The organism is Streptomyces sp. NPDC002088 (assembly GCF_040296605.1).
GTDB lineage: Bacteria > Actinomycetota > Actinomycetes > Streptomycetales > Streptomycetaceae > Streptomyces.
In genome coordinates this window covers 453,908-466,212 of sequence record NZ_JBEOXO010000003.1, presented here as the reverse complement: position 1 = coordinate 466,212, position 12,305 = coordinate 453,908, and the positions used below count along the sequence as shown (strand labels likewise).

Below are 12,305 nucleotides of genomic sequence, written 5' to 3'. Positions count from 1 at the left end.
CGTCCGGGGTGTTGTCGTCATGCCGTCGAGCCTGACAACGCCTCGGTACGGGTGCCGAGAGCCCGCTGATGCTGGTACTGCCAGCACCCGGCAGGGGAGAAGTCGGGCATCGACGACGGGGGGACGTGACGATGGGGACGACACAGCGGCGCCGGCCGGAGCTGGCCGCCTTCCTGCGCGGCAGGCGGGCCCGGGTGACACCGGCCGACGTGGGCATGCCGCCGGGCCTGCGGCGCCGTACGCCGGGGCTGCGCCGCGAGGAGGTGGCCCAGCTCTCGGGCGTCGGCGTCACCTGGTACACGTGGCTGGAGCAGGGCCGGCCGATCAACGCGTCCGCTCAGGTCCTGGACGCCGTGGCCCGCACGCTGCGGCTGGACTCGCCGGAGCGGGAGCATCTGTACCGCTTGGCGGAGGTTCCCTTCGAACCGGATCCGGAGCGGCTGACCCGGACCGTCGGCCCGGAGGTGCAGGGCATCATCGACGCCCTCGACCCGCTTCCGGCGGTGGTCTACAACTCGCGCTACGACATCCTCGCCACCAACCCGGCCTACCGCGACCTGTTCATGGTCCCGGAGACCCTGCGGATCGGCGTGCCGAACGTGCTGTGGACGCTGTTCACGGTGTCCGAGGAGTGCTGTCCGGTGGTGCACCGGGAGCGTGAGCTGCCGGTGATGGTGGCGACGCTTCGGTCCTCGTACGGCAGACACGTCGGCGAGCCGGTCTGGGAGGACTTCATACGCGGGCTGTCGGCGGTCAGCCCGTACTTCGCCGAGGTGTGGGCGGGTGGCGAAGTCGCACCTCCGGGGCCGCGGGTGAAGACGTTCCGGCACGAGGCGGTCGGCGAGCTGAGGATGACCTCGCAGTCGCTGTCGATCGACGGGATGCCGGAGTGCCGCATCGTGGTCTACACGCCTGAGAGCGAGGAGGCGCGAGACAAGGTCGGGCTTCTCAGGGAGCACAGAGAGCGGCTGTGGCCGCCGACGGAGGAGGGGGCCGCCGAGATCATCCGGATGTGGAACACGGAAAATCCCGTCCCCTGAGGGGACGGGATCCTGATCAAACGATCTTTGACAACTCAACAGAGTGTCATTCTGTGGAGCTAAGGAGAATTGAACTCCTGACCTCCTGCATGCCATGCAGGCGCTCTACCAACTGAGCTATAGCCCCTTGCGTTCTTCCCGCTCCGCGGGGCGAACAAGAAGAACTTTAGCCTGCGACCTGCCGGAAAGTGAAATCCGGGTACCGGGCCCCGATGCGCACCCGGACCGGCGGTCAGTCGTCGTCGCCGAGCACCGGCTCCGGCAGGGTGCCGGCGTTGTGCTCGAGCAGGCGCCAGCCCCGGGCGCCTTCGCCGAGAACGGACCAGCAGCAGTTGGAGAGGCCGCCGAGGCTCTCCCAGTGCTGGGACTCCAGGCCGAGGAGGCGTCCGATGGTGGTGCGGATCGTGCCGCCGTGACTGACCACGACCAGGGTGCCGTCGTCGGGGAGCTTCTCGGCGTGTTCGAGGACGACGGGGGCAGCACGGTCGGCGACCTCGCTCTCCAGTTCGCCGCCGCCACGGCGCACCGGCTCACCGCGCTTCCACGCGGCGTACTCCTCGCCGTGCCGGGCGAGGATCTCTCCGTGCGTCAGCCCCTGCCAGACGCCCGCGTAGGTCTCGCGCAGGCCCTCGTCATGGGTCACCTGCAAGCCGGTGAGCGCGGAGAGCTCGGCGGCCGTGTTGGCGGCCCGCTGGAGGTCGGAGGCGACGATCGCGTCGGGCTGCAGGGAGGCCAGCAGCCGGGCGGCGCGGCGGGCCTGGGCGACGCCGGTCTCGGTGAGCTCGACGTCCGTGGTGCCCTGGAAGCGGCGCTCCACGTTCCAGGAGGTCTGGCCGTGCCGCCAGAGGATGACGCGGCGGCCCCGGCCGGGTTTCGAGTCGGCCGAGGAGCCGGCCTCGGCACCCGGTGCGGTCATCGCCACTCACCGTCCGGCTCGGCCGCCTCCTCGGCTGCCTGCAGCTTGGCGTGCTCCTCGGCCTTGCCGCGGGTCGCCTGTGCGTCGGCGGGCAGCTCGAGCTCGGGGCAGTCCTTCCACAGCCGCTCCAGGGCGTAGAAGACCCGCTCCTCGCTGTGCTGGACGTGGACGACGATGTCGACGTAGTCGAGCAGGACCCAGCGGGCCTCGCGGTCGCCCTCGCGGCGCACCGGCTTGGCGCCGAGCTCCTTCTGGAGCCGCTCCTCGATCTCGTCGACGATGGACTTGACCTGTCGGTCGTTGGGGGCGGAGGCCAGAAGGAAGGCGTCCGTGATCGACAGCACATCGCTGACGTCGTAGGCGATGATGTCGTGCGCGAGCTTGTCGGCGGCCGCCTGGGCGGCGGCGTTGATGAGCTCGATGGAACGGTCAGTGGCGGTCACTACATGGCTTTCCGTCGGCGGTCACTTGTCACCAAGGGTCTCACGGACCGCCGACGGCACCCCACGTGATGACCGGATCACGTGGGGGCACGGCCCCCTCGCCTAGGACGACGAGGGCTTGTAGTTCTGGCCCAGGACCACCACGACGGTCGCGTTCGCGGAGATCTTGCCCTTGGTGACGGAGCTGGTGGGCAGGCCCAGGGTCTTGGCGACCTCGGTGGCGTTCTCCTTGTCGGCGGCGTCGGCGTAGGTGACCTTGGAGGTGGCCTGGGTGGTGGAGGCTGTGCCGCCGTCCAGGAAGGTGAAGCCGCCGTTGAGGAGCACGACGCGGGCCTTCTCGGAGTTGTCCTTGGTACCACTGGCGTTCTGGACGGAGACGCGGACCGCGGAGCCCTGGTCGGGACTCTTCGCGGTGCCGCCGAGCACGTCCTTGACCACGCTGTCGCTCGCCTGCGCGCTCAGCGTGCCGTCGGACTGGACGGGCAGCAGCGCCGTCTTGTAGTCGCCGCCCTTGGCGAGGTCGGCGAGCTTGGCGAGGAAGGTACCGAGGTCGCTGTCGGTCAGCGGCGGGTCGAGGATCTGCGCCAGCGTCTGCACGGTGACCGTCGCGGCCTGCGCGTCGGAGGACACCTTGCGCAACACGCCCTGCATGACCTGGCCGAACCGCTCCAGCTGGGCGTTCTGGGCCTCGCCGGAGGCGCGGTAGGTGGCGTAGGCGACGGCCATCTTGCCGCTGAGGGTCTGGTCGTCGCCCTTGTGGACGAGAGGGGTGGCGCTCTTCTTCTCGGCGTCGGGGTCGGGGACGTCGACGTTGGTGTCGACCTCGATGTTGCCGACGAGGTCGACGAGGTTCTGCAGGTAGGGGGTGTCGAGGCGCCAGGTGCCCTCGATGTCGGTGCCGAGGACCGTGTCCAGCGCGTCGCGCGTCCCGGAGGAGCCGTCGTCGTCGACCGACTTGGCGAGCGTCGTGGAGGCGCCGTCGTCGTCGGTCACCGCGAGGGAGTTGGGCAGCAGGACGGTGGTGCCCTGCTTGGTGGTGGTGTTGTCGACGAGCAGCGCCGTGGAGGTGCCGCCCTTCTTGGTGTTGTGCAGGTGGACGACGATCACGTCGCGGTTCTGGGCGCCCGTGGCCGTCGTGGCGCCGGACTTGGTGTCCGACTTCGGCAGGCCGGGCAGCTTCCCGGCGTACCAGAGGTAGCCGACTCCGCCGACCGCGACCAGGGCCAGGACCACCACCAGGGCGATGACGCGGCTGCGGGCTCGGCGGCGGGCCTCCTCGCGGCGCTCGGTGCGGTTCTCGGTGAACGCCAGCCAGTCGATGACGTCCTCGGAGTCGCCGTCGGGCTCCTCGACGAAGGCGAACTGCTCGGTGTGGTACTCCCGTTGCGACCGGCCGGAGGCGTCCGGCGCCTCTGCCTCCGGTGCCGCGGTGTCGTCCGTGGGGCCGGGCTGCTGCGGGATGTAGGCGGTCTGCTCGGCGACGCGGGGCTGCTGGCCGCTGGTGGCGGTCTGCCCGTAGGGGTCGTACGGGGCCGCGGTGCCGGCACCGCCGTGCGTGCCCGTGCCTGGGTGCGTCCCGGTGCCGTAGGGGTCGTGGGCGTCGTAGGAGGGGACCGGGGCCTGCCGGCCTGTGTCGTAGGGGTCGTACGTGGGCACGGGCTGCTGGCGGCCCGTGGCGTACGGGTCGTATCCATAGCCCTGCTGCGCGTACGGGTCGTACGTCTGCTGCGGTGCCTGTGGCGTCTGTTGCGTCTGGACCTGCTGGTACACCGGCCGGCCGTACTCGTCGTAGCCGACGAGCTCGTACTGGTCGCCACCGTACTGCGCGTCGTATCGGTCGTTCACCGGTGCCCCTCTCGGCTCACTCGCCGCGGTACAGCTCGCGCTTGTCGATGTAGCGCACGACTCCGTCCGGCACCAGATACCAGACGGGGTCGCCCTTGGCGACTCTCGCACGGCAGTCTGTGGAGGAGATGGCGAGCGCGGGAACTTCGACGAGGGAGACGCCGCCCTCGGGGAGGCCTGGGTCCGTGAGCTGGTGACCCGGTCGGGTGACCCCGATGAAGTGCGCCAGGGAGAACAGTTCCTCGGTGTCCCGCCAGGTCAGCAGCTGGGCGAGGGCGTCGGCACCGGTGATGAAGAACAGGTCGGTGTCGGGGTTGAGCGCACGCAGGTCACGCAGGGTGTCGACGGTGTAGGTCGGGCCGCCGCGGTCGATGTCGATGCGGCTCACCGAGAACTGCGGGTTCTCTGCGGTCGCGATGACCGTCATCAGATACCGGTCCTCGGCGGGGGAGACATTGCGGTGGGTCTTCTGCCACGGCTGGCCGGTCGGGACGAACACCACCTCGTCGAGGTGGAACTGCGCGGCGACCTCGCTGGCCGCCACGAGGTGCCCGTGGTGGATCGGGTCGAAGGTGCCGCCCATGACGCCGAGACGGCGCTTGCCCGGGTTCGATGGCCCGTTGCCCGGGCCATCGGCCCGCATGTGCGCCGGGCGGCGCTGTATCTCGCCCGCGGCGCCGCGTCCCGTGTCAGCCATGTCGGCCGCGCCGGCCGTGTCGTTCGCGTCGGCCGCGTCGTTCGCCGGACCGGTAGGCATGTCCTGCTCTCCCATGCGTGCAGACCCTACCGGCCCGGCCTGGAGGCCTCGGCCGTCAGATCCCCCGGGCGGCCCCGGGAGGGCCCTCGCCGGATTCAGCGGTCGCGGTTGAAGCGGGTGGTGACCCACAGCAGAAGCAGCAGGATGATGAACGCGCTGCCGCCCGTGACCAGGGGGTTGAGGCTGTTGTGGTTGCCGCCGTGCTCCTCGCCCTCGGCGGCGAGAGTGACCAACTGGGCTGCGGCGCTGTGGAAGCTCATCTTCAGCAGGACCTATTCGGTGTGGGCGGGATAAAGACGTCTGCCCATCGTAAGCGGGCGGCTCGGCGGCGATCACGCCGACTCCACCGTTGGGGAACTTTCGGATGCTGTCAGTCGTCTTTCCGCTTGTAGCCCCGCAGCAGGAACCACGCGGTGAGCACGCAGCCCAGGACCATCACGATCAGGACGACCCGGAGCAGATTGCCCGGCCCTTGCTGGTCGGCCGCGCTTGCGGCCTCGGTGAGCCAGGCGGCTGCGGGGGTGTGCTCCATGGCGTTGGACTCCTTTGCTGTACTGCGCGTCCACGGTAACTCCGCCTAGGCTGGGCTCAGCTTCGGGGGCACGCAGGGCACCGCACACCGGTGGGACCGCACACCGTGCACGGCCCACAGGGCACTCAGACGTACATGGGGGAAGACATGTCCGACGACGGCCACCAGCGCAACGGGCACGAGCACGTGCCGAGCAGGCAGCGCAGGCGTTTCAAGGGGATCTCCTCGCGTGCGTACGAGCACCCGGCCGACCGCTCCGCCCTGGTGGCGCTGCGCAAGCTCAGCGGCTTCGACACGGTCTTCAAGGCGCTCAGCGGGCTGCTGCCCGAGCGGAGCCTGAGGCTGCTGTTCCTGTCCGACTCGGTGCGGGTGTCGGACCTGCAGTTCACGCACCTCAACGACATGCTGCGGGACGCCTGTTACGTCCTGGACCTGGAGAAGGTCCCGCCGATGTACGTCAACCAGGACCCGCAGCCGAACGCGATGTGCATCGGCCTGGACGAGCCGATCATCGTCGTCACCACCGGCCTGGTCGAGCTGCTCGACGAGGAGGAGATGCGGGCGGTCATCGGCCACGAGGTGGGTCACGCCCTGTCCGGCCACTCCGTGTACCGCACGATCCTGCTGTTCCTGACCAGCCTGGCCCTGAAGGTCGCCTGGATCCCGCTGGGCAACGTCGCGATCATGGCGATCGTGACGGCGCTGCGGGAGTGGTTCCGCAAGTCGGAGCTGTCTGCCGACCGCGCCGGCCTGCTGGTGGGCCAGGACCTGCGGGCCTCGATGCGCGGCCTGATGAAGATCGCCGGCGGCAACCACCTGCACGAGATGAACGTGGACGCGTTCCTCCAGCAGGCCGAGGAGTACGAGGCCGGCGGCGACCTGCGCGACTCCGTGCTGAAGATCCTTAACGTGCTGCCCCGCTCCCACCCCTTCACCACCGTGCGCGCGGCCGAGCTGAAGAAGTGGGCCGAGTCCCGGGACTACCAGCGGATCATGGACGGCCACTACTCGCGGCGCACCGAGGACAAGGACACCTCGGTCACGGACTCGTTCCGTGAGTCGGCCGCGAGCTACGCCGGCCATGTCAAGAGCTCCAAGGACCCGCTGATGAAGCTGGTCACCGATATCGCGGGCGGGGCGGGTGACCTGGGCGGCCGGGTGCGACGCGGCTTTGGCGGCTTCACCAGCCCGCCTCCGCCGAAGGACCGGCCTTCGTCGGACCAGCCGCACTCGGACGAGCCCCCGACGGACACCGCGCCGCGCGACGAGGACTGAGCGAGCGACGAAGTCTGAGCCATCGACGAGGACTGAGCGGGCCACGCCCGACCATCCGGTTCACACCAGGTTCATACCTTCGTCCGCGTTCACACCTTCGTCCGCGCTCATACCTTCGTCCGCGCTCATACCTTCGGCTGCGCGCTCGGTGCCAGCGCCCCGCACAGTGCCGTCGCGTTGCCCGTCGCGTACGGGTCGGTGCCGGCCGGGCCGCCGCTCTTCGCGGTCTGGCCGGCGAGCAGCGGGTGCAGGTGGTTCATGGAGTCCTCGGCGCAGGACAGCGGGCCGGCCTGGACGTAGGAGACGACGAGCTGGGCCTGGTGCAGACGCAGGTCGTCGCGGTCGAAGCGGAAGTGCAGTTCGCGCCGGACGGTGAACAGGGACGCCTCGGCCTGGTCCCCGGAACCGGTCGGCCGCAGCGCGTACACGAAGGTGTGGTCCGCGGTGACCTCGAGGGTGGAGGAGTCGGTCTCGGCGGCCGACAGCGTGCCCTGTACCCGGATCTTGCGGTCGGCCAGCTCGGCCTGGGCGGGGTCGAAGCGAACCAGCCATCCGGTGGGCGCGTGCCGTCCGTCGGCGGTCGGGTGGTCGAAGCTCTGGTCGAACTGGTCGAGTTGGCCCGAGTCGAGGAGGACGCGCACGGGACGGACCTGCTGTCCGGTGAGCACCTCCGGGTCGAGGGAGGAGCGGACGATGTAGTCCTTGGCAGTGGTCAGGGCGGTCACGACCTGGCTGTCCGAGAAGTGCGCGGTGCGCCGGGAGGCAGGGAGCGGTATGCCCTCGGCGCCGATGCGGAACTGCGCGGCGGGGCTGTGCGCGTACAGGTACTCGGGGTCGGCGGCGCCGGGCACCTTGCTCTGCGGGGCGAGCGGGATGACGGTCATCCGCAGCGGCTCGGCGGGCTGCTGGGCCGCGGGGGTCTGGTAGGGGTTCCGTACGCCCATGTAGATCGCGGTGCCGAAGGCGACGGCGATCAGCAGGACCAGGATGAACGCCTGCCGGGACAGACCCCGGCGCAGAGTCGGGCGGCGACGCACGGCGGGTGTGTGGTCGGCCATACGCTCCTGCGCGGAGTACTCCTGGATCCGGGCAGCGCGGACGAACGACTCGTCGAAGACGACGGATCGGTACTCGTCCTCTCCACCTCCGGGAGCGCCCTCGGGTGTCCCCTCAGGTGGGTCTCCAGGCCCGCCCATACTTTCAGGGTAGGTCTCCCGGAGCCCCGGTAAACGCCCTGGTACACGACAAGTTCTGACAGGTTCTCACCAGGACCGGCGCCGACGTTCAGGGAGTGCGCGGGATCACCGAGACGGCTGGCTGGGAGTAGTCGGCGGATGCGGAGGGCGCGGCCGCGCTGCCCTGCTCGAGGCCGGTCGAGGCGGGCAGCGGTGCCCGGTCGCGGTTGCTGGAGGAGGCGCCGCGGTAGACCGCCGTGAAAGCCAGCGCGACCATGCCGATCCCCATCACGAGGGCCAGTATCCAGGCGACGGGACGGTGCCAGCGGACCTGTTTGCCGTATGGCCCCGGGGCGCCGTAGTGGCGTCCGAAGGCATCGGGGTCGTCGGGGTCGGCCAGGTCGCCGAGGTCCGGATCATGGCCGAAATCGCCGGGTCCGTCGGGGCCGTACCCGTCGTCGTACCGCTCGCCTCTGGTGTGTGCCCGGCGGGCCTCGGCCTCCGAGGCCTCCGCTCTTGCCTGCGCGGCGGCCAGGAGGCGTTCGACGGCGGTCGGCTCGTGCACCACGGCCGCCCGTACGAAGGCCTCGTCGAAGACCACGGAGGCGAACTCTTCGTCCGACACCCCGCGGTCGTGGTCGTCGTCGGGCTCCCAGCCGTCAGGGAACGGCGTGCCCCCCACGTCCTCCGGCACGGATCCAGAGTAGACCTGGGGGGTCATTTTGGGCAGACGGTATGGAAATTCGTCTGCCGGCTGAGACAGCTTTGCCGCGGCACGGAGGCAGGCCGGGCGCGCTTGCAGGGCACATATGCCCCACCACATCGCCCCTGCTCCACCACGCGCCTCTGCCCCGGCGTGCACCCTGCCCCGGCGTGCACCTCCACCCCGGCGTGCACCCTGCCCCGGCGTGCGCCCCTACCCCGGGCGCACCCCTACCCCGGCGCACGTCCCGAGGCAGGGTGCGCACGCCCCGAGGCGGGTGCGACCGGCCTCAGCGCCGGATGTGCCCGTCCCCGGTGACGATGTACTTGGTGCTGGTGAGCTCGGGCAGGCCCATCGGGCCACGCGCGTGCAGCTTCTGCGTGGAGATGCCGATCTCCGCACCGAAGCCGAACTGGCCGCCGTCGGTGAAGCGGGTCGAGGCGTTGACGGCGACCGTCGTGGAGTCGACCAGCTGGGTGAAGCGGCGGGCGGCCTGCTGGGAGGTGGTGACGATGGCCTCGGTGTGCCCGGAGGTCCACAGCCGGATGTGCTCCACCGCCCGGTCGAGGGAGTCGACGACGGCGGCGGCGATGTCGTACGAGAGGTACTCGGTCTCCCAGTCCTCCGGCGTGGCCTCGACGACGGTGGCCTTGGAGTCCTTGGCGTACGCCAGTACGCGCTCGTCCGCGTGGACGGTGACCCCGGCCTCGGCGAGGGCGTCCAGGGCGCGGGGCAGGAACTCGGGGGCGATGTCCTGGTGGACCAGGAGGGTCTCGGCGGCGTTGCAGACGCTGACGCGCTGCGCCTTGGAGTTGATCAGGATGTCGATCGCCGTGTCCAGGTCGGCCTGGGCGTCGACGTAGACGTGACAGTTGCCGGTGCCGGTCTCGATGACGGGGACGATGGACTCGGTGACGACGGTCTGGATGAGGGAGGCGCCGCCGCGCGGGATGAGGACGTCGACCAGGCCGCGGGCGCGCATCAGCTCGCGGACGCTCTCGCGGCTCTCGCCCGGCACGAGCTGCACGGCGTCGGCGGGCAGCCCGGCGCCGCCGACGGCGTCCCGGATGACGCGCACGAGGGCGGTGTTCGACTCGTAGGCGGAGGCCGAGCCGCGCAGCAGCACCGCGTTGCCGGACTTCAGGCAGAGGGCGGCGGCGTCCACCGTGACGTTCGGGCGGGCCTCGTAGATGATGCCGACGACGCCGAGCGGGACACGGACCTGGCGCAGGTCGATGCCGTTGGGGAGGGTGGAGCCGCGGACGACCTCGCCGACCGGGTCGGGCAGGGCCACGACGTCGCGCACGTCGGAGGCGATGGCGCGCACCCGCTCCGGGGTGAGCGTGAGGCGGTCGATGATCGCCTCGCTGGTGCCGGCCTCACGGGCCTTGGCGATGTCCTTGGCGTTGGCCTCGACGATCTCGCTCGTACGGACCTCCAGCGCGTCCGCGACGGCGAGCAGCGCGTCGTCCTTCACGGCCCGCGGAAGCGGCGCGAGGTCGGCGGCGGCGGCCTTGGCCCGGTAGGCGGCCTGGGTGACCGGTGACATGGCGTCGTACGGAGAGAGCATGGTCATGCTGGCAGGGTAGTGCGCGGGGCGGGGCCGTCCAGCGGTCATCCCAAACCCCGAGACAACGCCCGAAGGGCCCGAAGGACCCCTAAAAGGGGTGGACGCCGACCGGGGTCGCCGGGGCCGGGCCGTAGCCCGCGGCGATGCGCTGATGATAGGTCTCGCGGTCGATGACCTCCAGGCCGACGATCTCCCAGGGTGGCAGGCCCGCGGTCTGGCGGTGCTCGCCCCACAGACGCAGGGCAACGGCGGCGGCGTCGTGAAGGTCGCGGGCCTCTTCCCAGTAGCGGATCTCCGCGTGGTCCTGGGCGTACCGGCTGGTCAGCAGAAAGGGGTGGTCATGGGCCAGCTGCTCGAGGGCGCGCCGGACCTCCTTGATGGGGGCCGCGACGCCGGAGAGGCTGAGGGTGATGTGCCACAGGCGGGGCAGGTCCGCGGGCGCCTCGCCCGCGTAGCGGTCGCCGGCCGCGACGCTCGTCAGGGCGCGCTCCTCGCCGGGTGCGCGGGAGGATGCGCCACAGGTGCCACGGGCGCCTTCGGCGCCACCGCGGGACGCCGCCGCCCCAGGGCGCACTCGTCTCACGACGGCCTCCTTCACGCCTGCGCAGTGCTCCTGCGGATTGTGTCCCTGAGACAAAGTTGAGCAGGCCGGACGGCTTCGCGTGGCGGTTTTACGGAAGGTCCCCCACCGGGAGCGGTCGTTCGACCCGGTTTACGGGTGCAGGATCACCAGGTCGTCCCTGTGTACGATCTCGCGTTCGTACGCGGGGCCCAGCTCGCGCGCCAGCTCGTGGGTCGAGCGGCCGATCAGCCGGGGGATCTCCTTGGCGTCGAAGTTGACCAGCCCGCGGGCCACGGCGTGGCCCGCGCCGTCGCGCAGTTCGACGGGGTCGCCGGCGGTGAACTCGCCCTCGACGGCGGCGATGCCGGCCGGCAGCAGCGACTTGCGCCGCTCGACGACCGCGCGCACGGCGCCGTCGTCGAGGGTCAGCGAGCCCTGCGGGGTGGAGGCGTGCTGGAGCCACAGCAGCCGGTCGGCGGAGCGCTTGCCGGCCGGATGGAAGTAGGTGCCGGTGTCGCGGCCGGAGAGCGCCTCGGCGGCATGGACGGCGCTGGTGAGCACCACGGGAATGCCGGCGGCGGCCGCGATCCGGGCCGCCTCGACCTTGGTGACCATGCCGCCGGTGCCGACGCCGGCCTTGCCCGCGCTGCCGATCTCGATGCCCTCGAGGTCGGCGGGCCCGCGCACCTCCGCTATCCGCGAGGTGCCGGGCTTGGCGGGGTCGCCGTCGTATACGCCGTCGATGTCGGAGAGCAGCACGAGCAGGTCGGCGTGGACGAGGTGGGCGACGAGGGCGGCGAGGCGGTCATTGTCGCCGAAGCGGATCTCGTCCGTGGCGACGGTGTCGTTCTCGTTGACGATCGGGAAGGCGCCCATGGCGAGGAGCTTGTCGAGGGTGCGGGAGGCGTTGCGGTGATGGGCGCGGCGGCTCATGTCGTCGGAGGTGAGCAGGACCTGGCCGACGCGGACGCCGTAGCGGGCGAAGGAGGCGGTGTAGCGGGCCACCAGCAGGCCCTGGCCGACGCTGGCGGCGGCCTGCTGGCGGGCGAGGTCCTTGGGGCGGCGGCGCAGGCCCAGCGGGGCGAGGCCGGCGGCGATGGCGCCGGAGGAGACGAGGACGATCTCCTTCTCTCCCCCGCTGCGGCTCTTGGCGAGGACGTCGACGAGGGCGTCGACCCGGTCGGCGTCCAGTCCGCCGGAGGCGGTGGTCAGCGACGAGGAACCCACCTTGACGACGATCCTGCGGGCCTCGCTCACGGCCTGCCTTACCTCTGCCACCTTGCTTGTCGTCCCCTCGCGTAGGTCCGGCATCCCGTCTGGCAATCTACGCGAAGCGGGTCCGGCGTCGCGCATCGGTCCGGTCCCCGGACAGACTGCTCGTAATCATTTGCTCACGCATTGCGTACGCAAAAAAGGTTGCACGGGTTCCCCATGGAAATTAAAGGCAACCCAAATTTAATGTGAACGCCGTGCCACTTAAAGTTCAC

Annotated in this window: 13 protein-coding genes and 1 tRNA gene; 2 read left to right on the top strand and 12 right to left on the bottom strand. The window is 70.7% G+C overall.

What is annotated here, in order from left to right:
* The first annotated feature begins 131 nt into the window (after positions 1 to 131).
* Positions 132 to 1,040: a helix-turn-helix transcriptional regulator gene (locus tag ABT114_RS09345; protein WP_351140292.1), complete on the top strand. Its 909-nt coding sequence runs from the start codon at positions 132 to 134 to the stop codon at positions 1,038 to 1,040.
* A gap of 54 nt (positions 1,041 to 1,094) precedes the next feature.
* Here ABT114_RS09345 and ABT114_RS09340 read toward each other — a convergent pair.
* From ABT114_RS09340 to ABT114_RS09310, 7 genes are all read right to left on the bottom strand, one after another.
* Positions 1,095 to 1,167, bottom strand: a tRNA-Ala gene (locus tag ABT114_RS09340).
* A gap of 105 nt (positions 1,168 to 1,272) precedes the next feature.
* Positions 1,273 to 1,956 (bottom strand): histidine phosphatase family protein, encoded by a 684-nt coding sequence (locus ABT114_RS09335; protein WP_351140290.1) that lies wholly within the window; start codon positions 1,954 to 1,956, stop codon positions 1,273 to 1,275.
* On the bottom strand, positions 1,953 to 2,399 hold the full coding sequence (gene rsfS / locus ABT114_RS09330; protein WP_351140288.1) for a ribosome silencing factor: 447 nt from the start codon (positions 2,397 to 2,399) through the stop codon (positions 1,953 to 1,955). The genes ABT114_RS09335 and rsfS overlap by 4 nt, the downstream gene beginning before the upstream one ends.
* A gap of 102 nt (positions 2,400 to 2,501) precedes the next feature.
* Positions 2,502 to 4,244: an LCP family protein gene (locus ABT114_RS09325; RefSeq protein ID WP_351140286.1), complete on the bottom strand. Its 1,743-nt coding sequence runs from the start codon at positions 4,242 to 4,244 to the stop codon at positions 2,502 to 2,504.
* A 16-nt stretch (positions 4,245 to 4,260) separates the two neighbouring features.
* Positions 4,261 to 5,016, bottom strand: coding sequence for a nicotinate-nucleotide adenylyltransferase (gene nadD / locus ABT114_RS09320; protein ID WP_351140284.1), 756 nt, complete (start codon positions 5,014 to 5,016; stop codon positions 4,261 to 4,263).
* An 80-nt stretch (positions 5,017 to 5,096) separates the two neighbouring features.
* Positions 5,097 to 5,261, bottom strand: a complete 165-nt coding sequence (locus ABT114_RS09315) for a hypothetical protein (protein WP_351140281.1) — start codon at positions 5,259 to 5,261, stop codon at positions 5,097 to 5,099.
* Between the two features lie 110 nt (positions 5,262 to 5,371).
* Complete coding sequence (locus ABT114_RS09310; RefSeq protein WP_351140279.1) at positions 5,372 to 5,533, bottom strand: hypothetical protein; 162 nt, start codon at positions 5,531 to 5,533, stop codon at positions 5,372 to 5,374.
* A gap of 147 nt (positions 5,534 to 5,680) precedes the next feature.
* Between ABT114_RS09310 and ABT114_RS09305 the strand changes: the two genes are divergently transcribed.
* The gene (locus tag ABT114_RS09305) at positions 5,681 to 6,808 is read left to right on the top strand and encodes a M48 family metallopeptidase (protein WP_351140277.1); all 1,128 of its coding nucleotides are present in this window, start codon (positions 5,681 to 5,683) and stop codon (positions 6,806 to 6,808) included.
* A 125-nt stretch (positions 6,809 to 6,933) separates the two neighbouring features.
* Here the strand turns inward: ABT114_RS09305 and ABT114_RS09300 are convergent, their stop codons facing one another.
* The 5 genes from ABT114_RS09300 to proB all read right to left on the bottom strand — a co-directional run bounded on the left by ABT114_RS09300 (position 6,934) and on the right by proB (position 12,075).
* Positions 6,934 to 8,004 (bottom strand): SCO2583 family membrane protein, encoded by a 1,071-nt coding sequence (locus ABT114_RS09300; protein ID WP_351140275.1) that lies wholly within the window; start codon positions 8,002 to 8,004, stop codon positions 6,934 to 6,936.
* Positions 8,005 to 8,092: 88 nt separating this feature from the next.
* Complete coding sequence (locus tag ABT114_RS09295; protein WP_502988210.1) at positions 8,093 to 8,677, bottom strand: SCO2584 family spore wall biosynthesis protein; 585 nt, start codon at positions 8,675 to 8,677, stop codon at positions 8,093 to 8,095.
* Positions 8,678 to 8,975: 298 nt separating this feature from the next.
* Positions 8,976 to 10,262 carry a glutamate-5-semialdehyde dehydrogenase gene (locus ABT114_RS09290; RefSeq protein ID WP_351140272.1) on the bottom strand — a complete coding sequence of 429 codons (1,287 nt, stop codon included), beginning with the start codon at positions 10,260 to 10,262 and terminating at the stop codon, positions 8,976 to 8,978.
* 82 nt (positions 10,263 to 10,344) lie between these two features.
* Positions 10,345 to 10,839: a DUF8830 family protein gene (locus tag ABT114_RS09285; protein ID WP_351140270.1), complete on the bottom strand. Its 495-nt coding sequence runs from the start codon at positions 10,837 to 10,839 to the stop codon at positions 10,345 to 10,347.
* A gap of 129 nt (positions 10,840 to 10,968) precedes the next feature.
* The gene (gene proB, locus ABT114_RS09280) at positions 10,969 to 12,075 is read right to left on the bottom strand and encodes a glutamate 5-kinase (protein ID WP_351140556.1); all 1,107 of its coding nucleotides are present in this window, start codon (positions 12,073 to 12,075) and stop codon (positions 10,969 to 10,971) included.
* Positions 12,076 to 12,305 lie beyond the last annotated feature (230 nt).

Bases quoted from the DNA above. Each gene is read 5' to 3' on its own strand.
- ABT114_RS09345 (WP_351140292.1), top strand. From the start codon at position 132: ATGGGGACGACACAGCGGCGCCGGCCGGAGCTGGCCGCCTTCCTGCGC.
- ABT114_RS09335 (WP_351140290.1), bottom strand. From the start codon at position 1,956: ATGACCGCACCGGGTGCCGAGGCCGGCTCCTCGGCCGACTCGAAACCC.
- nadD (WP_351140284.1), bottom strand. From the start codon at position 5,016: ATGGGAGAGCAGGACATGCCTACCGGTCCGGCGAACGACGCGGCCGAC.
- ABT114_RS09315 (WP_351140281.1), bottom strand. From the start codon at position 5,261: ATGAGCTTCCACAGCGCCGCAGCCCAGTTGGTCACTCTCGCCGCCGAG.
- ABT114_RS09310 (WP_351140279.1), bottom strand. From the start codon at position 5,533: ATGGAGCACACCCCCGCAGCCGCCTGGCTCACCGAGGCCGCAAGCGCG.
- ABT114_RS09305 (WP_351140277.1), top strand. From the start codon at position 5,681: ATGTCCGACGACGGCCACCAGCGCAACGGGCACGAGCACGTGCCGAGC.
- ABT114_RS09300 (WP_351140275.1), bottom strand. From the start codon at position 8,004: ATGGGCGGGCCTGGAGACCCACCTGAGGGGACACCCGAGGGCGCTCCC.
- ABT114_RS09290 (WP_351140272.1), bottom strand. From the start codon at position 10,262: ATGACCATGCTCTCTCCGTACGACGCCATGTCACCGGTCACCCAGGCC.